The organism is Variovorax sp. GW821-FHT10C12 (genome assembly GCF_059415405.1).
Genome location: NZ_JBWKNE010000006.1, coordinates 91,685 through 118,376, shown reverse-complemented (window position 1 = coordinate 118,376; position 26,692 = coordinate 91,685). Strand labels below are relative to the sequence as shown.

The 26,692-nt window shown below is 68.4% G+C and carries 27 protein-coding genes; 14 read left to right on the top strand and 13 right to left on the bottom strand.

The genetic code is table 11. The features are described 5' to 3' along the window. Positions 1–20 precede the first annotated feature (20 nt). Positions 21–1,148: an FAD-dependent monooxygenase gene (locus AC07OH_RS23560; protein ID WP_495302316.1), complete on the bottom strand. Its 1,128-nt coding sequence runs from the start codon at positions 1,146–1,148 to the stop codon at positions 21–23. 87 nt (positions 1,149–1,235) lie between these two features. On the opposite strand from AC07OH_RS23560, the gene AC07OH_RS23555 reads away from it, so the two are divergent. Both AC07OH_RS23555 and AC07OH_RS23550 read left to right on the top strand, forming a co-directional pair. Then, positions 1,236–2,120: an MOSC domain-containing protein gene (locus AC07OH_RS23555; RefSeq protein WP_495302315.1), complete on the top strand. Its 885-nt coding sequence runs from the start codon at positions 1,236–1,238 to the stop codon at positions 2,118–2,120. Positions 2,121–2,130: 10 nt separating this feature from the next. After that, positions 2,131–3,108, top strand: a complete 978-nt coding sequence (locus AC07OH_RS23550; protein ID WP_495302314.1) for a glycerophosphodiester phosphodiesterase family protein — start codon at positions 2,131–2,133, stop codon at positions 3,106–3,108. A gap of 3 nt (positions 3,109–3,111) precedes the next feature. On the opposite strand, the gene rbsD is transcribed toward AC07OH_RS23550, so the two are convergent. The 6 genes from rbsD to AC07OH_RS23520 are packed head-to-tail and all read right to left on the bottom strand — an operon-like array spanning position 3,112 to position 9,190. Beyond that, the gene (gene rbsD, locus AC07OH_RS23545; RefSeq protein ID WP_492680114.1) at positions 3,112–3,507 is read right to left on the bottom strand and encodes a D-ribose pyranase; all 396 of its coding nucleotides are present in this window, start codon (positions 3,505–3,507) and stop codon (positions 3,112–3,114) included. Further along, positions 3,504–4,472, bottom strand: coding sequence for a ribokinase (gene rbsK, locus AC07OH_RS23540; RefSeq protein ID WP_495302313.1), 969 nt, complete (start codon positions 4,470–4,472; stop codon positions 3,504–3,506). The genes rbsD and rbsK overlap by 4 nt, the downstream gene beginning before the upstream one ends. Beyond that, positions 4,469–5,551: a LacI family DNA-binding transcriptional regulator gene (locus AC07OH_RS23535; protein ID WP_495302312.1), complete on the bottom strand. Its 1,083-nt coding sequence runs from the start codon at positions 5,549–5,551 to the stop codon at positions 4,469–4,471. Before AC07OH_RS23535 ends, rbsK begins: the two co-directional genes overlap by 4 nt. Positions 5,552–5,573: 22 nt before the next feature. Next, on the bottom strand, positions 5,574–6,572 hold the full coding sequence (locus tag AC07OH_RS23530) for an ABC transporter permease (RefSeq protein ID WP_495302450.1): 999 nt from the start codon (positions 6,570–6,572) through the stop codon (positions 5,574–5,576). 5 nt (positions 6,573–6,577) lie between these two features. Further along, entirely contained in the window at positions 6,578–8,194 is a 1,617-nt protein-coding gene (locus AC07OH_RS23525; RefSeq protein WP_495302311.1) for a sugar ABC transporter ATP-binding protein, read from the bottom strand. Positions 8,195–8,236: 42 nt separating this feature from the next. Further along, the gene (locus tag AC07OH_RS23520; protein ID WP_495302310.1) at positions 8,237–9,190 is read right to left on the bottom strand and encodes a sugar ABC transporter substrate-binding protein; all 954 of its coding nucleotides are present in this window, start codon (positions 9,188–9,190) and stop codon (positions 8,237–8,239) included. A 262-nt stretch (positions 9,191–9,452) separates the two neighbouring features. Between AC07OH_RS23520 and ychF the strand changes: the two genes are divergently transcribed. Beyond that, entirely contained in the window at positions 9,453–10,544 is a 1,092-nt protein-coding gene (gene ychF / locus AC07OH_RS23515) for a redox-regulated ATPase YchF (protein ID WP_307584454.1), read from the top strand. A 134-nt stretch (positions 10,545–10,678) separates the two neighbouring features. Here ychF and AC07OH_RS23510 read toward each other — a convergent pair whose 3' ends face one another. Next, positions 10,679–11,668 (bottom strand): trypsin-like peptidase domain-containing protein, encoded by a 990-nt coding sequence (locus AC07OH_RS23510; RefSeq protein WP_495302309.1) that lies wholly within the window; start codon positions 11,666–11,668, stop codon positions 10,679–10,681. A gap of 134 nt (positions 11,669–11,802) precedes the next feature. Here AC07OH_RS23510 and AC07OH_RS23505 point away from each other — a divergent pair, with 134 nt between their 5' ends. Beyond that, a complete protein-coding gene (locus AC07OH_RS23505; RefSeq protein ID WP_495302308.1) occupies positions 11,803–12,477 on the top strand; it encodes a glutathione S-transferase in 675 nt (224 codons plus the stop codon). Between the two features lie 117 nt (positions 12,478–12,594). Here the strand turns inward: AC07OH_RS23505 and AC07OH_RS23500 are convergent, their stop codons facing one another. After that, a complete protein-coding gene (locus tag AC07OH_RS23500; RefSeq protein WP_056577751.1) occupies positions 12,595–13,065 on the bottom strand; it encodes a YqaA family protein in 471 nt (156 codons plus the stop codon). 183 nt (positions 13,066–13,248) lie between these two features. Here AC07OH_RS23500 and dusB point away from each other — a divergent pair, with 183 nt between their 5' ends. The 3 genes from dusB to purH are packed head-to-tail and all read left to right on the top strand — an operon-like array spanning position 13,249 to position 16,196. Continuing rightward, positions 13,249–14,307: a tRNA dihydrouridine synthase DusB gene (gene dusB, locus AC07OH_RS23495; RefSeq protein ID WP_070062764.1), complete on the top strand. Its 1,059-nt coding sequence runs from the start codon at positions 13,249–13,251 to the stop codon at positions 14,305–14,307. Between the two features lie 28 nt (positions 14,308–14,335). Continuing rightward, positions 14,336–14,572 carry a Fis family transcriptional regulator gene (locus AC07OH_RS23490; protein WP_056577757.1) on the top strand — a complete coding sequence of 79 codons (237 nt, stop codon included), beginning with the start codon at positions 14,336–14,338 and terminating at the stop codon, positions 14,570–14,572. A 16-nt stretch (positions 14,573–14,588) separates the two neighbouring features. After that, entirely contained in the window at positions 14,589–16,196 is a 1,608-nt protein-coding gene (purH, locus tag AC07OH_RS23485) for a bifunctional phosphoribosylaminoimidazolecarboxamide formyltransferase/IMP cyclohydrolase (protein WP_495302307.1), read from the top strand. 78 nt (positions 16,197–16,274) lie between these two features. On the opposite strand, the gene AC07OH_RS23480 is transcribed toward purH, so the two are convergent. After that, on the bottom strand, positions 16,275–16,751 hold the full coding sequence (locus AC07OH_RS23480) for a hypothetical protein (protein ID WP_056577761.1): 477 nt from the start codon (positions 16,749–16,751) through the stop codon (positions 16,275–16,277). A gap of 144 nt (positions 16,752–16,895) precedes the next feature. Then, entirely contained in the window at positions 16,896–17,792 is an 897-nt protein-coding gene (locus AC07OH_RS23475; protein ID WP_062479122.1) for a LysR substrate-binding domain-containing protein, read from the bottom strand. Between the two features lie 159 nt (positions 17,793–17,951). On the opposite strand from AC07OH_RS23475, the gene AC07OH_RS23470 reads away from it, so the two are divergent. Beyond that, positions 17,952–18,929: a Bug family tripartite tricarboxylate transporter substrate binding protein gene (locus AC07OH_RS23470; RefSeq protein ID WP_495302306.1), complete on the top strand. Its 978-nt coding sequence runs from the start codon at positions 17,952–17,954 to the stop codon at positions 18,927–18,929. A gap of 45 nt (positions 18,930–18,974) precedes the next feature. Continuing rightward, on the top strand, positions 18,975–20,375 hold the full coding sequence (locus AC07OH_RS23465) for an amidase family protein (RefSeq protein WP_495302305.1): 1,401 nt from the start codon (positions 18,975–18,977) through the stop codon (positions 20,373–20,375). 16 nt (positions 20,376–20,391) lie between these two features. Here the strand turns inward: AC07OH_RS23465 and hemL are convergent, their stop codons facing one another. Both hemL and thiD read right to left on the bottom strand, forming a co-directional pair. Then, on the bottom strand, positions 20,392–21,672 hold the full coding sequence (gene hemL, locus AC07OH_RS23460; protein WP_495302304.1) for a glutamate-1-semialdehyde 2,1-aminomutase: 1,281 nt from the start codon (positions 21,670–21,672) through the stop codon (positions 20,392–20,394). Beyond that, complete coding sequence (gene thiD / locus AC07OH_RS23455) at positions 21,672–22,634, bottom strand: bifunctional hydroxymethylpyrimidine kinase/phosphomethylpyrimidine kinase (protein WP_495302303.1); 963 nt, start codon at positions 22,632–22,634, stop codon at positions 21,672–21,674. The genes hemL and thiD overlap by 1 nt, the downstream gene beginning before the upstream one ends. A gap of 111 nt (positions 22,635–22,745) precedes the next feature. On the opposite strand from thiD, the gene AC07OH_RS23450 reads away from it, so the two are divergent. The 5 genes from AC07OH_RS23450 to AC07OH_RS23430 all read left to right on the top strand — a co-directional run bounded on the left by AC07OH_RS23450 (position 22,746) and on the right by AC07OH_RS23430 (position 26,690). Then, positions 22,746–22,916, top strand: a complete 171-nt coding sequence (locus AC07OH_RS23450) for a rubredoxin (RefSeq protein WP_099792923.1) — start codon at positions 22,746–22,748, stop codon at positions 22,914–22,916. Positions 22,917–22,997: 81 nt separating this feature from the next. Beyond that, on the top strand, positions 22,998–23,396 hold the full coding sequence (locus AC07OH_RS23445; protein WP_021012487.1) for a response regulator: 399 nt from the start codon (positions 22,998–23,000) through the stop codon (positions 23,394–23,396). Then, positions 23,396–23,761 carry a response regulator gene (locus tag AC07OH_RS23440; RefSeq protein ID WP_062479114.1) on the top strand — a complete coding sequence of 122 codons (366 nt, stop codon included), beginning with the start codon at positions 23,396–23,398 and terminating at the stop codon, positions 23,759–23,761. Before AC07OH_RS23445 ends, AC07OH_RS23440 begins: the two co-directional genes overlap by 1 nt. Before the next feature lie 19 nt (positions 23,762–23,780). After that, positions 23,781–24,314, top strand: a complete 534-nt coding sequence (locus AC07OH_RS23435) for a chemotaxis protein CheW (protein WP_489061669.1) — start codon at positions 23,781–23,783, stop codon at positions 24,312–24,314. A 42-nt stretch (positions 24,315–24,356) separates the two neighbouring features. Continuing rightward, positions 24,357–26,690, top strand: coding sequence for a methyl-accepting chemotaxis protein (locus AC07OH_RS23430; protein WP_495302302.1), 2,334 nt, complete (start codon positions 24,357–24,359; stop codon positions 26,688–26,690). The last annotated feature ends 2 nt before the right edge of the window (positions 26,691–26,692 follow it).

Below are 26,692 nucleotides of genomic sequence, written 5' to 3'. Positions count from 1 at the left end.
GGGCTGGAGGGCGCGGGGCGTCAGGACTTCAGGCCCATGGCTTGTGCGGTGATCCAGTGCTTCACGAAGCGCGTGCGGTCGAAACCGCGCATGCCCCAGTTGCGCAACGCAGGCAGTGGACCCAGGTTGTGCGAGAAAAGTTGCTGCAATCCGTCGGTGGCCAGGCTCATCTGCAGCACGTCGGCGCGGCGGGCGCGTTCGTAGCGGCGCAGCAGGCGGGCGTCGCCCACGCTGCGCCAGTAGTCGCGGGTGCGGATCACGTCGGCCAGCGCGGCCGCGTCGGCCAGGCCGAGGTTCAGGCCCTGGCCCGCCAGCGGATGCACCGTGTGCGCGGCGTCGCCCGCGAGCACCCACGACTGGGTGGGCTGGCCCGGCATCGCACCCGACCAGCGGTCGGCGATGGCGCGCGACAGCGGCCACACGGCGCGTTCGCTCGTGAGCCGCAGCGAGCCCAGCTCGCCGTGGCTGGCTTCGCTCACGGCGGCGCTGAATTCGTCGGCGCCTTGCGCGACCAGCTCGGGCACGCGCAGCTGGTCGACCGACCACACCAGCGCCAGCGTCTTGCCGTGCACGCCGCCCAGCGGCAGCAGGGCGAACACCTCGCCGCGGTCGTTGAACCACTGGCGTGCGATGCCGTCGTGCGTGTGCGCGGCCTCGAGCCGGGCGGCAATGGCGTGCTGCGGGTAGCGCGTGACCTCGTAGCTCACGCCCAGCGCCGCGCGCGAGGCGCTGGCCTTGCCTTCGCACACCACCGTGAGCGGCGCGGCCACGGGCTCGGTCACCACGTCGATCAGGGGCTGGAAGCGCACCGCGTCGGCCAGTTGCTGTTCGAGCGCGGGCACGTCGACGATCCAGGCCAGCGCCTCGACCTTCTGGCGCGCGGCGCTGAACTGCACCCGGCCGCCGTCGTCGCCGTGCACCTGCATCTCGTGCACCGGCGTGGCATGGGCCGTGTCGGGCCAGGCGCGCAGCGATTCGAGCAGGGTGCGGGATGCCACGTTGAGCGCGTACGCCCGGATGTCTTCCTTGGCCGACGGGGCCGGCGGCACCACCAGCGCGACACGCACGCGTTCGCGCGCCAGCAGCAGCGCCAGCGTGCGGCCGACGATGCCGGCGCCGCGGATACAAACTTCGGGGGAAAGGGCCATCGGATGATTGTAGGAGTTGCCTCGCGCACGGGCGCCGATACCCGTTCATGCGGGAGAATGCCCAGCGATTTCAAAGGAACCCCCACCGTGTCGCAGCCGTCCGCTTTCGATCTCCAGGCCACCATCGCCCGCCTGTTCGTGTACCCCGTCAAGTCGTGCGCCGGCGTCGAGCTCGACGAGATGCTGCTCACCGAAACCGGCCTGGAATTCGACCGCGCCTGGATGGTGGTCGATGCGCAGGGCGAGTTCGTCACCCAGCGGCAGCTGCCGCGCATGGCGCTCATCCAGCCGCAGATGAAGCACACCGAGGTCGTGCTGCGCGCGCCCGGCATGCTGGCGCTGCACCTGGCCTTCGACCGCGTCGAGCAGCCGGTGCGCGTGCGCGTGTGGAAGGACGAGGTGGCGGCCTACGACATGGGCGACATCGCCGCCCAGTGGTTCAGCGACTTTCTTTCGGAGCCCGGCAAGCCGCAGACGCTGCGCCTGGTGCGCTTCGACCCCGAGCACCAGCGCCTGTCGAGCCTGAAGTGGACCGACGGCGTCGAGGCGCTGAACCAGTTCGCCGACGGCTTTCCGCTGCTGGTGGCCAGCGAAGGCTCGATCGCCGAACTCAACGAGCGCCTGGCGGCGGCGGGCCACGACCCGGTCGGCATCGAGCGCTTCCGCCCGAACATCGTGCTGGCCGGCATCGAGTCGCACGACGAAGACCGGGTCGACGCGCTGCACGTCACCACCGGTGAAGGCGAAGCCGAGCTGCGCCCGGTCAAGCCCTGCACGCGCTGCCCGATTCCCGACATCGACCCGGCCACCGCGCTCAGCAGCCCCGAGGTCGGCGACATGCTGCGCACCTACCGCGCCGACGCGCGCGTGGACGGCGGCATCACCTTCGGCATGAACTGCATCGTGGTGCAGGGCGTGGAGCACATGCTGAAGGTGGGGCAGGTGGTGGGCGCGAACTACCGCTTCGAGTGAGGGGCGGAGCATGCGGCGTGCCCTCGTGGCCGTGTTGCTCGCCGTCGCGGCGCTGCTCTACGCCGGCAACCAGTCGCGCTGGGTCGCGCCGCCGCAGACCTCGCCCTCGCTGCTCGCGCACCGCGGCGTGCACCAGACCTTCGACACGCACGATCTGCGCAACGACACCTGCACCGCGCAGCGCATCCATGCGCCGACGCACGGCCTGATCGAGAATACGCTGCCGTCGATGCGCGCTGCCTTCGAGGCCGGCGCCGACCGGGTGGAGTTCGACGTGCATCCCACGCGCGACGGCCAGTTCGCGGTGTTCCACGACTGGACGCTCGAGTGCCGCACAGACGGCCGCGGCGTGGTGCGCGAACACACGCTGGCCGCGCTGCAGGCGCTGGACGTGGGCCACGGCTACACGGCCGATGGCGGCAAGACCTACCCGCTGCGCGGCCAGGGCGTCGGGCTGATGCCCAGCCTGGCGCAGGTGCTGGCCGCCTTTCCGTCGCAGCGTTTCCTGATCCACATGAAAAGCCGCGATGCGGCTGAAGGGCGGCTGCTCGCGCGCCACCTCGCGGCGCTCGACACGGCGGCGCTGGCGCGGCTGGCGGTCTATGGCAGCGACGAGCCCGTCGTCGCGTTGAAGCAGGCACTGCCGGCCGTGCGCGTGGCGCCACGCGGGGCGCTGGTGCAATGCCTGCTGCGCTACGAGGCGCTCGGCTGGTCGGGCCATGTGCCCGAGGCGTGCCGGGACGGGCTGATGCTGGTGCCCGCCAATGTCGCGCCCTGGCTCTGGGGCTGGCCGCACCGGCTGCAGCAGCGGCTGGAAGGCGTGGGCACGCAGCTGATCGTGGTCGGTCCCTACACGGGCGGCGACTTCAACGGGGGCATCGACAGTGCCGAGGCACTGGCGGCATTGCCGCCCGACTACCGCGGCGGCCTGTGGACCAACCGCATCGAGCAGATCGGGCCGCTGGTGCGCCAGCGCGCGCCCGACTGAGCCTCAGAAGCTCACGCCGGCGATCAGGATGATGTTCGCGTAGGGCGTGCATTCGCCCGTGCGCACGATGGCACGGGCCTTCGCGCTGCGGCGCTTGAACTCTTCGTGCGACACCGTCTGCGGCGCGATGCCCAGCGACTGCGGGTACCAGCCCGGCAGCGCCTTCGCATCGCCTTGCAGCGCTTCGTCGGCCACCACGATGGCTTCGACCTGCATCTCGGACAGCACCGCCTTCAGCACATCGCTGATCCCCGGCACGCCGCGCGCCACGGCCAGGTCGATGCGGCGCGGGCCGTCGGGAATCGGCAGGCCGGCGTCGCCGATCACCAGCATGTCGCCGTGGCCCATCGAGGCGATCACGTGGGAGAGTTCGGCGTGCAGCAGGGGAGAGCGTTTCACAGCGTGATCCAGTCGGGGGGCAGGGGGCTGCGCAGCACGGCGTCGCGCAGCGGAATGGAGGGTTGGGCGCCGGGCTGCTGGATGCACAGCGCGGCGGCGCGGATGCCCAGGCGCACGGCCTCGTCGAAGGATTGGCCTTCGCCCAGCGCCACGGCGAGCGCGCCCAGGAAGGTGTCGCCGGCGGCGGTGGTGTCGACCGCCTGCACCTTCGGCGCGGGATGGTGGCGCGCCCCGTCGGCGTCGACCGCCACGGCGCCGCGCGAACCCAGCGTCACGACCACGCGGGCGATGCCGCGCGCGCGCAGTGCCTGGCCGGCCTGTGCTGCTTCTTCGGGGCTGTCGGCGTTCTGACCCGACAGGGTCTGCGCCTCGATCTCGTTGACCACCAGCGTGTCGATGCGGGGCCAGAGCGCCTCGGCGATGGCTTGCACCGGAGAGGGGTTGAGCATCACCGCGCAGCCCGCGTCGTGCGCGGCGTTGATGGCGCGTGCCACCTGGTCCATCGGGGTCTCGAACTGCGCGACGAGGAAGGCCGCGCCCTGCACCTGCTGCGTCAGCGAGGCCTCGTCGATGGTGACCTGCGCATTGGCGCCTGGGATCATCACGATGCGGTTCTGGCCGCTGTCTTCCACGAGGATCAGCGCCGTGCCGGTCGGCTCGCCCGCCACGGTGCGCAGCGCGGCGGTGTCGATGCCGTCGCGCGCGAGCGCATCGCGAAGGGCCGCGCCATGCGCGTCGTCGCCCACGCAGCCGATCATCTGCACCTGCGCGCCTTCGCGTGCGCAGCTCACGGCCTGGTTGGCGCCCTTGCCGCCGGGGATGGCGGCGATCGAGCGGCCCAGCAGGGTTTCGCCCGCGGCCGGCGCGTAGGGCACGCGCAGCACGATGTCCATGTTCAGGCTGCCGAGCACCACGATGCGCGGCGGCGAAGACGGCGTGGAGGAAGAAAGAGGCGGAAGGCTCACGAGGTGCGGGACTTGGAAGGTGTGGCGGTGGTGGTGGAAGGGGCGGGCGTCACGCCGGTTTCGCGAAAGCCCGCGTGGCGCGCGGTCGAGGCGCGCACGCGCAGCTCGGGCTGCAGCACGACCTTGCGTGCGTCGCGGCGCTTGCCGCCCATGCGCTCCAGCAGCATGTCGACCGCCAGCGCGCCGATGCGCTCCTTGGGCTGGGCCACGGTGGTGAGCGGCGGGCTGGTGTAGGCCGACAGTTCGATGTCGTCGAAGCCCACGATGGACAGTTCGTCGGGCACGCGCACGCCGCTTTCGTGTGCGGCACGCAGCGCGCCGATGGCCATCAGGTCGTTGCACACGAACACGGCCGAGGGCTTCTGCTCGGTGCGCAGGATGGCGTGCATCGCCTCGTAGCCGCCCTGGCTGGTGAAGCCGCCGCGCCACAGCAGCGCGTCGGCGCTCGGCGCCGAGCCGGTTTCCGCCAGTGCCATGCGCCAGCCTTCGATGCGCTGCTCGCTCGAGGTCACGCCCAGCGGACCGCCGATGCAGGCGATGCGCTTGTGGCCCAGCGACAGCAGGTGCCGCACCGCGAGCAGGCCGCCCTGCATGTGGGCGGTTTCCACCAGGTCGCAGGCCGGATCGGCGATCTCGCGGTCGACCAGCACGGTGGGAATGCGCAGGCCGCGCAGCTGGGTGGCGAGCGAGTCGTCCTCGTCGGCGCCGGTCGACACCACGATGAGCCCGTCGATGCGGCGCTCGGCCAGCACCTGCAGGTACACGCTCTGGCGCCGGGGCTCGTCGTCGGTGTTGCACAGCACCAGCGTGTAGCCGGCGCCGAAGCAGCGGTCTTCCACGATGCGCACGATCTCGGCGAAGTAGGGGTTGGAGCTGTTGGGAATCAGCATGCCCAGCGTCGAGGTGGTGTTGCTCTTGAGGCTGCGCGCCATCGCGTTGGGCACGTAGCCCAGCTCGCGGATCGCCAGCTCGACGCGCTCGCGCACCTTGGCGCTCACGTGGCGCGTGTCGTTGACGACGTGCGACACGGTGGTGACGGAAACGCCCGCCTGGAGTGCGACGTCCTTGATGGTGGCCATGGTTGTGTGGGTTCCTTGAGGCTCAGGCCAGTCGACGATCGGCCCGGCGCTGGCGCAGGGTGTCGATGATGACGGCCACCACGATCACCGCGCCCGTGATGATGCGCTTGCTCGGTTCGCTCGCGCCCACCTGCGCCAGGCCGGCCTCGAGCACCGCGATGATCAGCACGCCGAAGAAGGTGTTGACCACCGAGCCGCGCCCGCCCATGAGGCTGGTGCCGCCGATGACCACGGCCGCGATCACCTGCAGCTCGATGCCGACACCCGCGTTCGGGTCGGCCGCTTCGAGGCGGGCCGACTGCATCAGGCCCGCGAGCCCGGCCAGCAGGCCGGTGACGGCGAAGACGATGATGCGGATCGGCCGCGGGTCGATGCCCGCCAGGCGCATGGCTTCTTCATTGGTGCCGATGCCCACGACATGGCGGCCGAACACGGAGCGCGTGAGCACCAGCTGCCCCACGGCCACCAGCACCACCGCGAGCACGAAGGCAGCCGAGATGCCGCCGATCCACGGCGCGGCCAGGCCCGAGATGGCATCGCCCACGTACTGCGTGCGCGAGTCGGTGACCAGGTAGGCGCCGCCGCGCACGGCCTCGAGCATGCCCAGCGAGACGATGAAGCTCGGCAGCCGCCAGGCGACCGACACCGCGCCTGTCACCGTGCCGCAGATCAGTCCGGTGGCCAGACCGAGCATGGCGGCCAGCGGCACCGAGAGCTTCCATTCGAGGATGGCGGCGGCCGTGACGGCCGCGCTCAATGCGAGCACCGAGCCCACCGACAGGTCGATGCCCGCGATGATCAGCACGAAGGTCATGCCCACCGCCATCACGGCCAGCGCCGGGATTTCGTTGGCGATGGAGATGAAGGTCTCGCGCGTGAGGAAGTATTCGCTCATCGAGCCGAAGAGCGCAATCATGCCCAGCAGCACGACGGTCAGGCCCAGGTAGGTGCCGAGCTGGCCCTTGAGCGCGGACGGCGGCTTGCTGGTGGCAGCGGAAGAAGAAGGGGAGGCGGCGTTCATGGTCGTCATGCGTCGGCAGAAGTCGGGGCAGGGGCGGTGGAATCCGCCGGGGAACCGGGCACGCGGCCCGTGGCGTCGCTGAAGGCGGCAGCGAGCAGCGACTGTTCGCTCCACTCGCCGCGCTCGAACACCGCGACCAGCCGGCCGGCGCTCATCACGCCGATGCGGTCGCACATGGCCATCAGCTCGCGCAGGTCGCTGGACACCATCAGCAGCGCCTTGCCGGCGTCGGTCATGCGGTCGAGCTCGGCGTACAGGTCGGCGCGCGCGCCCACGTCCACGCCGCGCGTGGGTTCGTCCAGCAGCAGCACCTTGCATTCGCGGTGCAGCCAGCGCGCGAACACCACCTTCTGCTGGTTGCCGCCGCTGAGTGTGGACACGGGTTGTTCGATGCTGCGCGAGCGGATGCGCAGCAGCTCGACCAGCCGGCGTGCAATCTGCCGCTCCTTGGTGCGGCGCAGCCAGCCGGCGTGCGAGATCGCGCCGAGGTCGCTCAGCGTGGCGTTGACGCGGATCGGCTGCGACAGCAGCAGGCCCTGCGACTTGCGGTCTTCGGTGACGAGGCCGATGCCCGCGCGAATGGCCTGCATTGGCGAGCGCCAGCCTTTGCGCGCATGTTGCACGGGCTGTGCGGCGGGCGTGCCGTCGTGCAGCACGACCTCGCCGCGGTCGGCGCGGTCGGCGCCGAACAGCAGCCGCACGAGCTCGGTGCGGCCCGAGCCGACCAGGCCGGCCAGCCCCATGACTTCGCCCGCGCGCAGTTCGAGATCGACGTCGCGCACCACCTGCGCCCGGCCGATGCCGCGCGCGCTCAGCAGCACCGGGCCCGCCACGCGGCGCGCGCGGCCTTCGTGCTCGTGCACCGCGCGCCCGACCATGCGCTGCACCAGTTCGGATTCGCGCACGCCGGCCATGGCGCGCACATCGACCAGCTTGCCGTCGCGTAGCACTGCCACGCGGTCGGCGATGCGCTGCAGTTCTTCGAGGCGGTGCGACACGTAGACGATCGCCACGCCGCGCAGCTTCAGCAGCTCGATCTGCTCGAACAGGTGCGCGGTTTCGCGCGGCGTGAGCATGGCGGTGGGCTCGTCGAGCACCAGCACGCGCGTGTCGTCCTGCAGGTTGCGCGCAATCTCCACCATCTGCTGCTGGCCAATGCCCAGCCGCGCCACCGGCGTGGCCGGGTCGATGCCGTCCAGGCCGATCTTGGCGAGCTGGCGCTCGGCCAGCTCGTGCAGCGTGGCGCGACGGATCCAGCCGCTCTTGTGCGGCAGGCGGTCGAGCAGCAGGTTCTCGGCCACCGACAGCGTCGTGACGAGGCCGAGTTCCTGCATGACCATGCGCACGCCCAGGCGCTCGGCATCGCGGCGCGAGGCCGGCGCGAAGGGCTGGCCATCGAGCAGCATGCCGCCGCGCGTGGGCTGCACCAGCCCGCAGACGATCTTCGACAGCGTGCTCTTGCCCGCGCCGTTCTCGCCCGTGAGGGCGAGCACCTCGCCGGCGCGCAGCTCGAGCGAAACGCCGTCGAGCACCGGCGCCGCGTAGTCCTTGCCCACGGTGCTCAACGAGAGCACCGCGGTGGGTAAGGGCGGGTGCAGGGCGGCGTCGGTGGCGGCAGTCAAAACGGAGTCTTCTTCTTGTTGAGGGAAACGGAGGGCTTGGGCTTACTTGGACGACTTGGTGACGAGGATCACGTCGGTCTTCACTTCAGCCGGCATTTCCGATTGCTTCTTCTTGTCGGCGATGGCCTTCAGCGCGGTCTCGATGCCGAACACGGCCTGCTTGGCGGCGAACTGGTCGGCGGTGGCGAGCACGCGGCCGTCCTTCAGCATCGGCTTGATGGCGCCGATGTTGTCGTAGCCCACCACCAGCACCTTGCCGGTCTTGCCCGCGGCCTTGACGGCCGCTACGGCGCCCAGCGCCATGCTGTCGTTGCCGGCCAGCAGGGCCTTCAGGTCGGGGTGCTCGCGCATCATGCCGGCGGCCACGGTGTTGCCCTTGTCGATTTCCCACTGGCCCGACTGCACGCCGACCACGGTCATGCCGCCGGCCTTCATGGCGTCCTGGTAGCCCAGCGTGCGCTGCTGTGCATTGAAGGTGGTCGACACGCCTTCGATGATGCCGACCTTGTCGCCCGACTTCAGCTCCTTGGCCAGCGCGTCGCCCACCAGCTTGGCGCCGGCGCGGTTGTCGGGGCCGACGAAGGGCACCTGGATGCCCTTTTCCTTCAGGGCGGCGCCGTCGAGCTGGTTGTCGATGTTCACGACCAGGATGCCCTTGTCGATGGCGGCCTTGATCACCGGCACCAGCGCCTTCGAATCGGCGGGCGCGATGACCAGCGCGTTGATCTTCTGCGCCACCATCTGCTCGACCATCTTGATCTGGGCGGCGGTGTCGGTTTCGTCCTTGATGCCGTTGGCCACGAGCGTGTACTGCGCGGCGTTGGCCTTCTGGTGCGCCTTGGCGCCGTCTTCCATGGTGCGGAAGAACTCGTTGGCCAGCGACTTCATGACCAGCGCGACCTTCGGCTTGTCCTGCGCGAAGGCGGGCGTTCCGGCGATGGCGCCCAGCAAGGTCAATGCGGCAGCGCTTTGCAGGGTACGGCGGGTGAACTTCATGGTGGATGTCTCCTGAAATGAGGGGTCAGAGCGGAACGCCGGTCTGTGCCGGGGGCTCCGATGTTAATCGAGGGAAACGTTTGCGCAAACGTTTGCGAGTCGGGTCTAACCCTGAGCTTTTCGGGCCGGAAAGCCGCTGCCAGAGGGTCTTCGTGCGCCTCAGAACGTCTGGGAAAAGGTGCGCGGCAGTGGCCGGAAGTGGGCCCAGCCCGGGGGAGAACCCGGTCAGCCTAAAATCGGGGGTTACCCAAGAGGACCTCCCATGAGTTTGCAATGCGGCATCGTCGGCCTGCCCAACGTCGGTAAATCCACCCTTTTCAATGCGTTGACCAAGGCCGGCATCGCAGCGGAAAACTATCCGTTCTGCACCATCGAGCCCAACGTGGGTGTGGTGGAAGTGCCCGATCCGCGGCTCGACCAGCTGAGCGAGATCGTCAAGCCCGAGCGCGTGGTGCCCGCCATCGTCGAGTTCGTCGACATCGCCGGCCTGGTGGCCGGTGCCAGCACCGGTGAAGGCCTGGGCAACAAGTTCCTGGCGCACATCCGCGAGACCGACGCCACCGTGAACGTGGTGCGCTGCTTCGACGACGAGAACGTGATCCACGTGGCCGGCAAGGTCGACCCGATCTCCGACATCGAAGTGATCCAGACCGAACTCTGCCTGGCAGACCTCGCCACGGTCGAGAAGGCGCTGCACCGCCACACCAAGGTCGCCCGCTCGGGCGACAAGGACGCGCAGAAGCTTGTCGGCCTGCTCGAACGCTGCCAGGCCGCGCTGAACGAGAACACGCCCGTGCGCGCGCTGGAGTTCACGAAGGAAGAACAGCCGCTGGTGAAGAGCTTCACGCTCATCACCGCCAAACCCGCGATGTTCGTGGGCAACGTGGCCGAGGACGGTTTCGAGAACAACCCCTACCTCGACCGCCTGCGCGAGTACGCCGCCAAGCAGGGCGCGCCCGTGGTCGCCATCTGCGCCAAGATCGAAGCCGACCTGGCCGAGATGGACGACGAAGACAAGAAGATGTTCCTCGCCGAAATCGGCCAGGAAGAACCGGGCCTGAACCGCCTCATTCGCGCCGCCTTCAAGCTGCTGGGCCTGCAGACCTACTTCACCGCCGGCGTGAAGGAAGTGCGCGCCTGGACCATCCACATCGGCGACACCGGCCCGCAGGCCGCCGGCGTGATCCACGGCGACTTCGAGAAGGGCTACATCCGCGCCCAGACCATCGCGTTCGACGACTACATCGCCTTCAAGGGCGAGCAGGGTGCGAAGGACGCGGGGAAGATGCGTTCGGAAGGCAAGGAATACGTCGTCAAGGATGGCGACGTGATGAACTTCCTCTTCAGCTCCTGATTTCGCTCGCCCCCAGGCTGCGCGGCACTGCGTGTCCGCTACGCCAACCCCCTACCGGGGGCAACACCTGAGGCCCGGCGAAGCCGGTTCCTCGGTGTTTCACGAAGGGGCCGCCTTGCGGCGAGCCGCTTCGATCATTCGGTCTTCTGCTTGCCCCACACCACGGTGTCATCGACCGCGTAGGCGGCGCATGTCACCTTGCGTTCGGTGCAGCCTTTCAGATGCTCGGTCAGCGCGGCCGAGCTGGTGGCAGTGCCGAACTTCTGATCGCCGGTGATCAGGAAGATCCGGGGCCGGGCCTGCAGCAGGAACTGGCGGTAGGCGTTGCGCACCGGGGTCGGGTCGGCGCCGATGGAGGGCAGGGCCTGCAGGTCCGACAGCTCGGCATGGCCGGACGGCGCGGGTTCCCCGTTGGGGCCGAACATCACGCCGGTGCTTTTCAGCAGATCGCGCCATGTCGCCAGCTCCGTGGTCACGCGCTGCGGCAGTTCCATCACCCATTGAGCCGGGTAGGCAAAGCCGAGGTTCGCGCCGCCGGGCGCCACGCTGTCGGTCACGCCGACCAGCCGGCCCTCGGTGTCGAACAACCCGCCGCCGCTGGAGCCTGAAGATACGGGCGCCGACGTTTGCACGATCGGCAGTTGCCCGGGCGCGCGCGGACGCAGCGCCGAGATCAGGCCCTCGCTCAGCGTGCGTTCGAGGCCATGCGGGCTGCCGACGGCGAACACGCGCTGGCCGACGCGCAACTCGGCGGCGGGCACGATCTGCACGGCGGGCAGCTGCAGCGGCGTTTCGCTCGTGAGCACGCACAGGTCGCGCGACGGATCGGGGTCGCGCACGATGCGGGCGATGCGCAATGTGGTCGGGCCCTGCTCCGCGGTGACTGCGACGGCGCCGTCGACCACGTGGCAGGCCGTGGCCAGCGCGCCCGGGGTCACGGCGACCGCGCTGCCGATGGCGGTCTGGTTGTTGCCGCGTTCGCCCTTCACGGTCCAGACAGCGGGCGCGACCTTGCGGAACACCTCCTCGGGCGTGAGCGCCCAGGCCTGGCAGGCCGCGAGGCCGAGCCAGAGTCCGGTGATGAACAGCGAGGTGCGGCGGCGCCGCGTGAAGTGAGGAGCCATCCGGGTCAGTGTAGGAACCCGACCCACGGTTTGCCGTAGGCGGTGACGCTGTCGCAGCGGGCGCCCGGAACCCGCGTGCGTTGTGGTTAGACTGCGCGCCCGCTGCATCCTCCGCCGGAAGGCTTTCATTCGCCATGCTCACTGTCCATCACCTGAACAACTCGCGCTCGCAACGTGTGCTCTGGCTGCTCGAAGAACTCGAGCTGCCTTACGAGATCGTCCATTACCAGCGCGACCCCAAGACCATGTTGGCGCCCGCTTCGCTGAAGGCCGTGCATCCGCTGGGCAAGTCGCCGGTGGTGACGACCGACGACGGCGCCACGTTGGCGGAATCGGGCGCGATCATCGAGTCGCTCATCGAACGCTACGGCCAGGGCCGGCTCGCGCCCGCGCCGGGCTCGCCGGAGGCCTTGCGCTACCGCTACTGGCTGCACTTCGCCGAAGGCACGGCGATGTCGCCGCTGCTGCTCAAGCTGGTGTTCGACCGGATCGAGACGAGCAAGATGCCCTTCTTCGCCAAGCCGATCGCCAAGGCCATCGCGGCGAAGGCGAAGTCGGCCTTCATTCATCCGAACATCACGGGCCATCTGAATTTCATGGAGGCCGAACTCGGCCGCAGCGAGTGGTTCGCGGGCAATGAATTCACGGGCGCCGACATCCAGATGAGCTTCGTGGTCGAAGCCTCGCGGGCGCGCGGCGGCCTCGATGCGAAGCGGCCGAAGCTCATGGCCTACCTGGAGCGCATCCATGCGCGTCCGGCCTATAAGCGCGCGCTGGAACGCGGCGGCCCCTACGAACTGCTGAGCTGAGTTTCTTGCATCTGCGCGAGGCCGCCGCGCACGGCCGCCCGAAGCGGCCTGCCTGCCCCCGGTAGGGGGTTGGCGAAGCGACACGAAGTGCGCGCAGCCTGGGGGCGAGCCAAGTCCTTATGACGGAAAGACGTATAGAAGCGCGTAGGTCATCGTCACGTAACGCAGGAACTTGCCGATCGCCATGTAGCCCACGCAGGGCCAGAACGGCAGCTTGAGCCAGCCGGCGACCGCGCACAGCGGGTCGCCCACGATCGGCAGCCAGCTCAACAGGCAGGCCTTCGGGCCCAGCCGCTCGAGCCAGCCGAGCACGCGCAGGTGGTGTTTCGAGTGCGAGTATTTGTCGGCCACCTTGTGCGCGCCGTAGCCCATCCACCAGTCGACCGCGCCGCCCAGCGTGTTGCCGATGGTGGCCACGGCGATGGCCTGCCAGAACATCTCGGGATTGAGTTTCAGCAGGCCGAACAGGATCGGTTCGGAGCCCACCGGCAGCAAGGTGGCGGACACGAAGGCCGCGATGAACAGCGTCGAAAGTCCGTACTGGGGGAGCGCGAGGAGCGCCAGGAGTGCGTCGAGCCAGGCTTGCATAAGGTCGGCGAAGTATAGGCAGCGCTCACGTCGCGACCGCGTCGGAGAAGGCCCCGCGAAATACTGGTGTTTACGCCTGTGTCGCAAGCGCAAAAAGGCGTAAATCGTTTCAGTCGCTGAAATGCCACGTGGCTACAATCGTGCCTCATTTTTCAGCAGCCGACCCGCACAGCACTCCTTCCCATGACCTTGCAGATCGGCACCCACACGCTGGAAAACCGGCTGTTCGTCGCGCCCATGGCCGGCGTGACGGACCGGCCCTTCCGCATGCTGTGCCGCGAACTCGGCGCGGGCTATGCGGTCAGCGAGATGGTCACCTCGCGCAAGGAACTCTGGAACACGCTGAAGACTTCGCGGCGCGCCAACCACGACGGCGAGCCGGGCCCCATTGCGGTGCAGATTGCCGGCACCGACGCGGCCATGATGGCCGAGGCCGCGGTCTACAACATCGAGCGCGGCGCGCAGATCATCGACATCAACATGGGCTGCCCGGCCAAGAAGGTCTGCAACAAGTGGGCCGGCTCGGCGCTGATGCGCGACGAGCCGCTGGCCCTGGAAATCGTGCAGGCCGTGGTCGATGCGGCGCAACCCTTCAACGTGCCGGTCACGCTCAAGATGCGCACCGGCTGGAGCGAAGACCACCGCAACGCGGTGAAGCTCGCGCGCGATTTCGAATCGGCCGGCGTGCAGATGCTCACCGTGCACGGGCGCACGCGCGAGCAGGGCTACAAGGGCCACGCCGAGTACGACACCATCGCCGCCGTGAAGGCCGCGGTGCGCGTGCCGGTGGTGGCCAACGGCGACATCCGCTCGCCCGAGAAGGCGCGCGACGTGCTCGCGGCCACGGGCGCCGACGCCGTCATGATCGGCCGCGCCGCGCAGGGCCGGCCGTGGATCTTCCGGGAGATCGCGCATTTCCTGGACACCGGCACCCACCTGGCGCCGCCGCTGGTAGCGGAGGTGCGCCGGCTGCTGCTCGACCACCTGGTGGAGCACTACGCGCTGTACGGCGAGTTCAGCGGCGTGCGCACGGCGCGCAAGCACATCGGCTGGTATGTGCGTGCGCTGCCCGACGGCGAGGCGTTCCGCGCACGCATGAACGCCATCGAAGACTGCGCCGGCCAGCTGCGCGCGGTCGACGACTATTTTCAGGGGCTTGCGGACCGCATGGACCGCATGCCCGCCCCGACGGCAGACGAGGAGCCGGCGGGAGAAGAGGAGACGGCGTGCGCCGTCGATTGAGCGAAGACAAAAAGAGAAGAAGCAAGCAATGAGCAAGAAACACATCGAGGACTGCGTTCGCAGCAGTCTGGACAGCTACTTTCGCGATCTGCGGGGCACCGAACCCGACGGCATGTACGAGATGCTCGTGCGTGTGGTCGAGAAACCCCTGCTCGACGTCGTCATGACGCGCGCCGAAGGCAACCAGTCCCGGGCCGCCCAATGGCTGGGCCTGAACCGCAACACGCTCCGCAAGAAATTGGTCGAGCACAAACTTTTGAAATAACTCCACGGCATATCCCATGGCTCAGACCGCACTCCTTTCCGTTTCCGACAAGACCGGCATCCTTGAATTCGCGCAGGCCCTGCATGGCCTGGGCGTCAAGCTGCTGTCCACCGGCGGCACCGCCAAGCTGCTGGCCGATGCCGGCCTGCCGGTGACCGAAGTTGCCGACCACACCGGCTTTCCCGAAATGCTCGACGGCCGCGTGAAGACGCTGCACCCGAAGATCCACGGCGGCCTGCTGGCGCGCCGCGACCTGCCCGCGCACGTCGCCGCGATCAAGGAACACGGCATCGACACCATCGACCTGCTGGTGGTCAACCTGTACCCGTTCGAAGCCACCGTGGCCAAGCCCGGCTGCACGCTCGAGGACGCCATCGAGAACATCGACATCGGCGGCCCGGCGATGGTGCGCAGCGCGGCCAAGAACTGGAAGGACGTGGGCGTGCTTACCGACGCCTCGCAGTACGCCGTGGCGCTGGCCGAGCTCAAGGCCGACGGCAAGCTCAGCGACAAGACCAAGTTCGCGTTCTCGGTGGCCGCGTTCAACCGCATCGCCGACTACGACGGCGCGATCAGCGACTACCTCTCGGCCATCGACTTCGACGCCAGCATCGGCCAGCCCGCGCCCAAGCGCTCGCTGTTCCCGGCGCAGAGCAACGGCCGCTTCGTGAAGGTGCAGGACCTGCGCTACGGCGAGAACCCGCACCAGCAGGCCGCGTTCTACCGCGACCTGTACCCGGCGCCCGGTTCGCTCGTGTCGGCCAAGCAATTGCAGGGCAAGGAACTCAGCTACAACAACATCGCCGATGCCGATGCCGCGTGGGAATGCGTCAAGAGCTTCGACGTGCCGGCCTGCGTGATCGTGAAGCACGCCAACCCCTGCGGCGTGGCCGTGGGCGCCGATGCGCTCGAGGCCTACAGCAAGGCCTTCAAGACCGACCCGACCTCGGCCTTCGGCGGCATCATCGCCTTCAACCGCCCGGTCGACCTGGCCACCGCGCAGGCCGTCAACAAGCAGTTCGTCGAAGTGCTGATGGCACCGGGCTACACGCCCGAAGCGCTGGAAGTGTTCCAGGCCACCAAGGCCAAGCTCAACGTGCGCGTGCTCGAGATCGCACTGCCGAAGGGCGGCAGCACGGATTGGGACAACGGCCGCAACGCGATGGACGTCAAGCGCGTCGGCTCGGGCCTCCTGATCCAGACCGCCGACAACCACGAGCTGGCGCTGGCCGACCTCAAGGTGGTCAGCAAGAAGCAGCCCACGCCGCAGCAGCTGCAAGACCTGCTGTTCGCCTGGAAGGTCGCGAAGTACGTCAAGAGCAACGCGATCGTGTTCTGCGCCGACGGCATGACCATGGGCGTGGGCGCCGGCCAGATGAGCCGCCTCGATTCCGCGCGCATCGCCAGCATCAAGGCCGAGCACGCGGGCCTGTCGCTCAAGGACACGGCGGTGGCGAGCGACGCCTTCTTCCCGTTCCGCGACGGCCTCGATGTGGTGGTGGACGCGGGCGCGGGCTGCGTCATCCAGCCGGGCGGCTCGATGCGCGACCAGGAAGTGATCGACGCGGCCGACGAGCGCGGCGTGGTGATGGTGTTCTCGGGCGTGCGCCACTTCCGCCACTGAGCCTGCGGCCCTGCGGGGCCTGCCCGAACAAGGCCAGGGTCGCTCACGCGGCCCTGGCTTTTTTTGTGGCCGTCGTTGCTACTCGTGCGTGCCGAAGCGGTACTTGAGCTGGAAGCTGATCGCGCCGTACAACCGGTTCTTGATCGTCGGCACGTAGGCGATGTTCAGGCCCCAGTTCTTGCCCTCGATGGCGGCCGTCGGAATGATGGCGGGAAACCAGTTGCCGTTGCGGTAGTCGGGGTAGCCGTCGAAGCCGCCCACCACCGCGCCGAACTTCACGCCGTAGAACTCGAAGGGCAGGATGTACAGGCCGACGTAGTGCGACTGGCGCCGGTTGCTGTTGTGGAAGGTGCCGGCCGTGACACGGTAGGTGTCGTTCAGCGGGTACTCGAAGCCCAGGCCCGGGTTGGCGTTTTCCAGGCCCTTGCCGCTGTCGAAATGGGCCGAGTAGAAGCCGGGGTTGACCCAGATGTTCTTCGGCTCGAAGGACTGCGCCAGCGCGAGGCCCGGCAAAAGAAGGGCACTCAGCAGCGGCAGCATGCGCAAGGGGGTCATGGGCGGGGCATCCTGAAATTTGGTCTGTCTCGCGGCTTCGATGGTGGCTGCGATGACGGCTTCCCTTGGGTCTGCGCGCGCGGGAATGGCCCCGCGAACGCCGGCGCAATATACACGCGGCCTTCGCGAAAACGATGACATCGCTCAGGCGGGCCGCGCCAGGTACTTGCGAAACAGCTCGGCCAGCCGCAGCGCCGCCAGCGACAGCGGCTTGCCGCGCGGCGAGACGATGCCCAGCTCCAGCGGCGGCACCGGCATCGCGAGCGGCACGCGCTCCACCAGATCGGCATACGGCGGCATGGTGAGCATGCCGGCCGGCCCGACCATCAGCGCGTCGCTGCGCGTGAGCAGGCCCCAGCTCACGCCAAACGACGCCACCTCGATGCGGTGCTCCGGCAGCGGCAGGCCCTGCGCGGCGTACTGTTCGAGCAGGAAGGTGTGCTGGCTGCCGGGCGCCAGGTGCATCAGCCATTCGGCGCCTGCCACTTCTTCCCAGCGCGTGGCGCGGTTCAGCGGATGGCCGCGCCGGCAGAGCACTGCCATCTCGATCATGTCGAGCCGCTCGAACGCGAAGTCGGCGTCGAGCGCCGCGGCCACCGGGCCCGCCACCGCGAAGTCGATCGTGCCTTCGCGCAGCAGCGGCAGCACCTGGGGAATCAGGCCATCGAAGAGCTTGAGCTGCGCATGCGGCATCGCCTTGCGAAAGGCGCGCACCACCTCGGGCAGCACGCCCAGGAACACCATCGGCGTCACGGCGACGGCCACGCGCCCGTGCTGGCTGCCCTGCAGGATGCGGATGTCCTGGCGCGCGAGTTCGAGCTGCTGGTGCGCCAGCCGCGCGCGCACGGTGAGCTGGCGGCCGCACTCGGTGAACTCGATGCCGCGCGAGCTGCGCAGCACCAGTTGGGCGTCGACCTCGGCCTCGAGTTCGCGGATCGCCTTGGTCACGGCCGCCTGGCTCAGGTGCAGGCTGCGCGCAGCGGCGCGGATGCTGCCGGTGTCGGCCAGCCGCAGCCAGGCCTTGAGCTGGTGGTCCTTCATGCGGCGCATTCTGCCGGGCGGCGCCACCGGGTGATCCCCAGACAAACACAGGTTGTCATCGCGACAAGCGATTGTCTTTTCCGGCGCGCGGCCGATTTCTAGACTTTGCGCACCGGTCGTCTCATGGTGAGCGGCGGGCTTCTCACAGGAGATACCTTCGTGCCTGCACTGTCATTCGCGTGGACCCGCCGCACCCTTTTGGCCGGGCTTGCTGCCGTCACCCTCGGCGCCTCGGCCCAGTACCCCGAGCGCCCGTTGAAATTCATCGTGCCCTACGCCGCCGGGTCGGGCGTGGACGTGGCCGTGCGGCCCGTGGCCGACGCGATGGGCCGCGAGTTGGGCCAGGCCCTGGCGGTGGACAACCGTCCCAGCGCCGGCGGCATCGTCGGCACACAGGCGCTGGCCACCTCCGCGCCGGACGGCTACACGGTCGGCTACGGCAACCTCGTCACGCTGAGCATCAACCCGGCCTTCTTCTCGAAGCTGCCGTATGCGCCCGAGAAAGACCTGGTGCCGGTCGGCCTGATCTCGAGCAACGCCTACGTGCTGATCGTGCGCAAGGACCTGCCGGTGCGCAACCTGCAGGAGCTGGTCGCCTACGGGCGTGAGCATCCGGGCAAGCTGTCGGTCGGTTCGCCCGGCATCGGCAGCGCGGGCCACCTGACCGGCGAGCTGCTGAAGGCCGAGACCGGGCTGACGATGGTGCAGGTGCCCTACAAGACCGGCACGCAGGCGGTCGGCGACATGGTCAACGGCCAGCTCGACGTGACCATCGAGAACATCTCGGCGGTGCTGCCGTTCATCCAGCAGGGTCGGGTCAAGGCGATCGCCGTGACCAGCGCGAAGCGCGCCGGCGTGCTGCCTGAGGTGGCGACGGTGGCCGAAAGCGGCGTGCCGGGCTTCGATGTGGTGGCCTGGGGCGCACTCATGGCGCCGGCGGGCACGCCGCGCAAGACGGTCGACCGGCTCAACACCGCATTGCGCACCGCGCTGGCCGACCCGGCCGTGGTGCGCGCCAACGCCGCGCTGTCGATCGAGGCGCTGCCTTCAAGCCCCGAGGAGCTCAGCGCGCTGATGAAGCGCGAGAAGCCGCGCTGGGCCGACGCCGTGCGGCGCGCGGGCGTCAAGGGCGACTGACGAACGGCCCCGCCACCGATTTCATTTTTCTCAAGGAGACAACGCATGCAACTCTGGCAACTGGAAGCCGCCGACCTGGCGCAGCGCATCAAGGCGCGCGAGGTCTCGTGCGTCGAGGCGGTGCGCAGCAGCCTGGCGCGGCTCGACGCGGTGAACCCGCAGCTGAACGCCGTGGTCGACCGCTGTGCCGACGAAGCGCTGGGCGCTGCGGCGCAGGCCGACGCGGCGCTGGCGAGCGGCGAAGCGACGGGGCCGCTGCATGGCGTGCCGGTCACTATCAAGGTCAACGTCGACCAGCGTGGGCACGCCACCACCAACGGCGTGGAGGCTTACCGCAGCGTCGTGGCGAAGGACGACAGCCCCGTGGTGGCGAACCTGCAGCGCGCCGGTGCGATCGTGGTCGGCCGCACCAACACGCCCGCGTTCTCGATGCGCTGGTTCACCGACAACGCAGCGCACGGGCGCACGCTGAATCCGCACGACGCCGACGTCACGCCGGGCGGTTCGAGCGGCGGCGCGGCGGCGGCGGTCGCGGTGGGCATCGGTGCCATCGCGCACGGCAATGACCAGGGCGGATCGATCCGCTACCCGGCCTATGCCTGCGGCGTGTACGGCCTGCGCCCGAGCTTCGGGCGCGTGCCGGCCTTCAATCCTTCAGGTGCGGGCGAGCGGCCGATGGTGGTCCAGCTCACGTCGGTGCAGGGGCCGCTGGCGCGCAGCGTGCGCGACCTGCGGCTGGCCTTTGCCGCGATGGCGCAGCGCGATGTGCGCGACCCGTGGTGGGCGCCCGCGCCGCTGGAATCGGCCACATCGGGCAGCCCCGTCAGCGTGGCGCTGTGCACCGAGCTGCCTGGTTACGCCTGCGACCCCGAGGTGGCCGATGCATTGCAGCGCGCCGCGCGCCGTCTGGAGCGCGCCGGCTACCGTGTCGAGCCCGCGCAGCCGCCGCGCCTGCGCGAGACGGCGGACCTCTGGCTGTCGCTGACGATGGCCGACAGCCGGCTGCTGGTGGAAGAGGCGCTGATGCGCGACGGCGACGACACCATCCGCCAGGCCTACCGCGCCATGGATGCGCACGCGCCGCAGTTCGACACAGCAAGCTATATGCGCGCCCTGGCTGCGCGCACGGGCCTGATGCGTGAATGGGCGCTGTTCCTGCAGCGCCATCCGCTGCTGCTGATGCCGGTGTCGTGGCGCCATCCGTTCCCGGTCGACGCAGACCAGCGCGGCAGCGCCGCAATGCGGGAGATCCTGGATGCGCAGAGCCCGCTGCTGTCCACCGCGATCCTGGGATTGCCGGGGCTGTCGGTGCCCATGGGTTTGCGCCACGGGCTGCCCACGGGCGTGCAGCTCGTGAGCGACCGCTTCCGCGAAGACCTTTGCCTGGCCGCGGCTGAAGTGCTCGAAGCCGAGGCCGGGCCGGTGGCGGCGGTCGACCCCGCCTGAGCGGGGAGGACGCGCGTCAGCGCTTGCTGAAGATCTCGCGCGCCGCCGCGATGGTGGCCGCGATGTCGTCCTCGCTGTGCGCGGCGCTCACGAAGCCTGCTTCGTAGAGTGCCGGCGCGATGTACACGCCGCGGTCGAGCAGGCCGTGGAACAGCGCATTGAACTGGGCGTTGTCGGTGGTCATCACCGTCGCGTAGTTCTGCGGCAGCTCGTTCATCAGGAAGAAGCCGAACATGCCGCCTTCGCTGTCGGCGTTGAAGGGCTGGCCTTCAGCCGCCGCGGCGGCCTTGAGGCCGTCGACCAGCGTGCGGGTCTTCTTCGCCAGCGCCTCGTAGAAGCCGGGCTTCGAGATTTCCTTCAGCGTGGCCAGGCCGCAGGCGGTGGCCACCGGGTTGCCCGACAGCGTGCCGGCCTGGTAGACCGGGCCCAGCGGCGCGAGTTGTTCCATGATGGCGCGCGGGCCGCCAAAGGCTGCCAGCGGCATGCCGCCGCCGATCACCTTGCCGAGCACCGTGAGGTCGGGCGTGATGCCCAGCACGCCCTGCGCGCCGTGCAGGCCGACGCGGAAGCCCGTCATCACCTCGTCGAAGATCAGCAGTGCGCCGTGCTGCGTGCACAGCTCGCGGCAGCGCTTGGCGAACTCGGGCGTGGCGCGCACGAAGTTCATGTTGCCGGCGATCGCCTCGATCATCAGGCAGGCGATGTCCTTGCCGTGCAGCGCGAAGGCTTCCTCGAGCTGCTGCAGGTTGTTGTACTCGAGCACCAGCGTGTGCTGCACCACCTCGGGCGGCACGCCGGCCGAGGTCGGGTTGCCGAAGGTGGCGAGGCCCGAGCCAGCCTTCACGAGCAGCGCGTCGGCGTGGCCGTGGTAGCAGCCTTCGAACTTGACGACGGTCTTGCGGCCGGTGGCGCCGCGCGCCAGGCGCAGCGCGCTCATGGCGGCCTCGGTGCCCGAACTCACGAGGCGCACCATCTCCATCGACGGCACCAGGGCCAGGATCGCTTCGGCCAGTTCGATTTCGCGCTCGGTCGGCGCGCCGTACGAGAAGCCTTCGAGCACGGCCTTCTGCACGGCCTCGACCACGGCCGGGTGGCCATGGCCCAGGATCATCGGACCCCAGGAGCCGATGTAGTCGATGTAGCGCTTGTCGTTGGCGTCCCAGAAATAGGCGCCTTGCGCGCGCTGGATGAAACGGGGCGTGCCGCCGACGGCCTTGAAGGCGCGCACGGGCGAGTTCACGCCGCCGGGGATCACGGCGCGGGCGCGCTCGAAAAGAATGTCGTTCTGGTCAGTCATCAGTGTCGCGTGTCGTGCGGGGGTAAAGCGAAATCGGGAGGGGTGTCGGGTTCGTCGTCGTCTTCGTCGTCCTCGGGCTCGGCCCAGAACAGGCGGTCGGGCAGCACGTGGCCCATGCCGGGGCGGAAGCCCGCGTCGAGGCAGCGGTCCATGTAAGCGAGCGCTTCGGTCGTGGCGGCCACGAGGTCGGTGCCGCTGGCGAGCAGGGCCGCGAGCGCGGCCGAGAGCGTGTCGCCCGCACCGGCGAAGACGGCCTCGAGCCGTTCGTACTTCTCGCTGGCCAGCACCGACTGCGGCGAGGCCAGCACGTTGTCGATGAACTGGTCGGGCAGCACCATGCCGGTGACCAATGTGTAAGGCACGCCGAACTCGCCGGCGGCCTTGGCGATGTCGCGCGCGCCGGGCGGGCGCTCGCCGCTCCAGTCGGGCAGCAGCCAGCGCCACAGCGTGCTGTGGTTTCCAACCAACACCGTGGTCTGGGGCAGCACGAGGTCGCGAAAAGCGTCCAGGTAGGCCTCGATCAGGTTCTCGTCCCACCACGACAGGTTGGGCATGTAGGCCACCACGGGCACGTCCGGGTAGTCGGCGGCGGTCTCGGCGATGGTGCTCAGCGCCTCGGGGGTGCCGGCAAAGCCCACCTTGATCAGCTGGACTTCGACGTCTTCCAGGATGGCGCGGGCCTGCTCGGCCACGGCCTCTTCCTCGAAGGCGAAGTGGTCGAAGATCTCGGCCGTGTCGCGGGCGTAGGCGCCCGTCACCACCGGCAGGATGTGAGCGCCCACCGATCCCATGGCCAGTGCGTCGGCGCCCAGGCCGCCCGCGCCGCTCGGATCGCTGGCATTGAACACCAGCACGCAGGGGGGATTCAGGTCGCGTTCGCTCAGCGCCTCGTCGTCCTGCGAGGGGTCGTTAAGATTGCCCGGTTTGCGGGCGTTCTCGTCTGAATGTAAGTAGATGGTCATACGCCTGGCGAAATCCCCTGGATGGTGGCATAGGCGCGACGTTTACGGTCTGCCAGTGAGATACGCATAGATACACTCGTTGCATTTAATGAACAAGGACTTTAAGCTCCGATGAACACGAAAACTTGGATGTGCCTGATTTGTGGGTGGATCTATGACGAAGCGGTTGGTGTACCGGAAGACGGCATCGCGGCAGGCACGGCCTGGGCCGAGGTGCCGATGAACTGGACCTGTCCTGAGTGCGGTGCGCGCAAGGAAGACTTCGAAATGGTTGAGATCTGACAAGCATGGCATAGGGCTACGCGATCTGCGTCGATGTTCGGCGCGGCGGGCATCCAAGTCTCATGAGCAGGAGCGTTTGCAATGGGCCCGAATGGATCTGGTTACAAGGTGCTGGTCATCGACGACAGCAACACCATCCGGCGCAGTGCCGAGATTTTTTTGAAGCAGGGTGGGCACGAGGTTCTTCTCGCGGAAGACGGCTTCGACGCGCTCTCCAAGGTTAACGACCACAAGCCTCACCTGATTTTCTGCGACATCCTGATGCCTCGCCTCGACGGCTATCAGACCTGCGCCATCATCAAGCGCAACGCACATTTCTCCAATGTCCCGGTCGTCATGCTGTCTTCGAAAGACGGCGTATTCGACAAGGCCCGCGGCCGCATGGTCGGGTCCCAGGACTATCTCACCAAGCCTTTCACCAAAGACCAGCTGCTGCAGGCCGTGCAGCAGTTTGGCATTGTTCAACAGGAAGTGCAGTAATGCCGATTCGAAAAATCCTCGTCGTCGACGACTCCAAGACGGAACTGGTGTTCCTGACCGACCTCCTCCAGAAGAACGGTTTCTCCGTGAAGACGGCTGAAAACGCCGACGACGCGATGCGCCGCCTCGAGGAAGACCATCCCGACCTGATCCTCATGGACGTGGTCATGCCCGGCCAGAACGGCTTCCAGCTCACGCGCGCCATCGCCCGCGACCCGAAGTACGCGGCCATCCCGATCATCCTGTGCACCAGCAAGAACCAGGAAACCGATCGTGTCTGGGGCATGCGCCAGGGCGCACGCGACTACATCGTGAAGCCGGTCAACGCGGCCGATCTGATGTCCAAGATCAGCGCGCTCGCCTGACCGGGAACCTGCGTACGCCATGGCGAATCGCGACGCGCTGCGCGCCTTCCAGTCCCGGCTTGCGAGCCGCCTCCAGGCCGCGCGCACCACGGGCGTGGCCGCGAACTGGCTGGCGGTCGAGGCGGGTGAGGGCAAGTACCTCTTTCCGCTGGCGCACGCCGGCGAAATCTTTCCCTGGACGCCGCCCCAGCCCGTGCCCTACACGGAGCCCTGGTTCCTCGGCGTCTCCAACCTGCGCGGCGGCCTGTATGGCGTCGTGCAGCTGTCGGCGTTCGCGTCCGGTGCGCCGGGCGCCCCCGCCGCCACCGAGGCGGCACGCATGCAATCGCGGCTCGTGGCATTCAACGAGCTGCTCGAAGTCAACTGCGCATTGCTGGTCGACCGACTGGCGGGGTTGCGGGGCGCGGAGGCCTTCACGGCCGCCGATGCCCCGGGCGCAGACGCACCTGCCTGGCATGGGCATCTGTACACCGACGCAGCAGGGGAGCGCTGGCAGGAAGTCAACCTGCAGGCGCTTTCGCAGCAACCCCAGTTTTTGAGTATTGGTGCGTAGTGCTTCGGCACATGGCACTGGCAACCACCTGAAGGACCGACCGTGAGCTCGATCGCCGACAAGTTCAAGAAATTACTCCCCGCGAACAACGGGAACGACAAGGCCCGCGTCGACGGCTCCGGTTCGATATCGCTCGACGATGTCGACACGGTTCAGGTTCCGGACGAAAAAACGATCCGCCTCGCCAAGAAGGGCGACGGCGTTTCGTCGTCTGCCGCCGTGACCGACACCGGCTTCGGTGGCATCGACGCGCTGGGCGACCCCGCCTCCGTCGAGGCCGCCAACGCGGCCACGCTCGAAGCGGCACCGCTGGCTGGCGTCACGGGCGGCGGCATGGGTGCCAACCCCGCCAAGCAGCAGCGCGTGCTGGCGATCCTGCTGGCCATCGTGGTGCTGGCGCTGTTGCTGGTCGCCGGCTCCGCCATTCTTCGCGCGGAACGCCTCGCGCAGCAGGTGGCGGCCACCGGCCAGTCGCTGATGCAATCGCAGCGTCTGGCGAAATCGATCTCGCAGGCCCTCGTCGGCAGCGCCTCGGCGTTCGTCGAAGTGAAGGACAGCGCCGACGACCTCTCGCGCCGCGTGCAGGGCCTGACCAACGGCGACGACGCCTTGCGCCTGGAAGCCGTCGGCAACCAGTACGACGAGGAAATGAACAAGATCAACCCGCTGGTCACCCGCGCCGACGCGAGCGCCAAGGCCGTGCTGGCCCAGCGCCAGATCCTGACGCAGGTGGGTGCCGCCTTGCGCGACATCAACCAGCAGTCGTCCACGCTGCTCGAAATGACGGAAACCGTTGCGTCGCTGAAGATGCAGCAGAACGCCACGCTGCCCGAAATCTCGGCCGCCGGCCAGCTCGTGATGCTGACGCAGCGCATCGGCAAGTCGACCAACGAGTTCTTCACGGTCGAGGGTGTGAACCCCGACGCCGTGTTCCTGCTGGGCAAGGACCTGAACACCTTCCAGGAAACCACCCGCGGCCTGCTCGACGGCAACGCACAGCAGCGCTTCCCCGGCTCGAAAGACCCGCAGACCCGCCAGCAGCTCGAAGCCATCCTGAAGACCTACGAGCAGATGCGCACACAGGCTTCCGCCATTCTGGGCAACCTGCAAGGTCTGGTGGCTGCGCGCGAAGCGCAGGCGTCCATCCTGACCGACAGCGAGCCGCTGCGTAAGTCGCTGGGCGACCTGCAAGAAAAGCTCTCGGCCCGCACCGGCCTGGGCGCCGGCACCATCGTGCTGCTGTTCGTGCTCTCGCTGGCCGCCCTGGCTCTGGCCGGCGCCATCGGTTTCGTGCAGGTGCGCGAAGGCCGCGAACGTGCCGCCGTCGCCGAACGCGAACGTCTGGCTGCCGAACAGGCGTCCGACGAAGCCGGCCGCGTGAACAACGCCAACCAGGCCGCCATTCTTCGCCTGATGAACGAACTGCAAACGGTGGCCGAAGGCGACCTGACGCAGGAAGCGACCGTGACCGAGGACATCACCGGCGCCATCGCCGACTCGGTGAACTACACGGTGGAAGAACTGCGTTTGCTGGTGGGCAACGTGCAGAACACGGCAACCCGCGTGGCGCAGACGACGTCGCAGGTGGAAAACACCTCGACCGAGCTGCTGGCCGCCTCGACCGAACAACTGCGCGAAATTCGCGAAACCGGCCAGTCGGTGCTGACCATGGCCGAGCGAATCAACGGCGTGTCCACGCAAGCGCAAGAGTCCGCCACGGTGGCGCGCCAGTCGCTGCAGGCTGCATCCTCGGGTCTGCAGGCCGTGCAGAACGCCATCGGCGGTATGAACTCCATCCGCGACCAGATCCAGGAAACCTCCAAGCGGATCAAGCGCCTGGGCGAATCGTCGCAAGAGATTGGCGAAATCACCGAGCTGATCTCGGACATTACCGAACAGACGAACGTGCTGGCTCTGAACGCCGCCATCCAGGCCGCATCCGCCGGTGAAGCCGGCCGAGGCTTCTCGGTGGTGGCGGAAGAAGTTCAGCGACTGGCCGAACGCTCCGCAGACGCCACGCGCCAGATCTCGGCGCTGGTGAAGGCGATTCAGACCGACACCCAGGACGCGGTGGGCGCCATGGAGCGCTCCACGCAGGGTGTGGTCGAAGGGGCCAAGCTGTCCGACAACGCGGGTACCGCGCTGTCCGAGATTGACCGCGTGTCGCGCCGACTCGCTGACCTCATCGAGCAGATTTCGCAGTCCGCCTCCCGCGAGGCCGATTCGGCCAACGTGGTGGCCGCCAACATCCAGCACATTTTTGCCGTGACGGAACAGACCGGAGAAGGCACGCGGACCACGGCCCAGCAGGTGCGCGAGCTCTCGCAGATGGCCGAAGAACTGCGTCGCTCCGTAGCTCGTTTCAAGATTGCGTGACA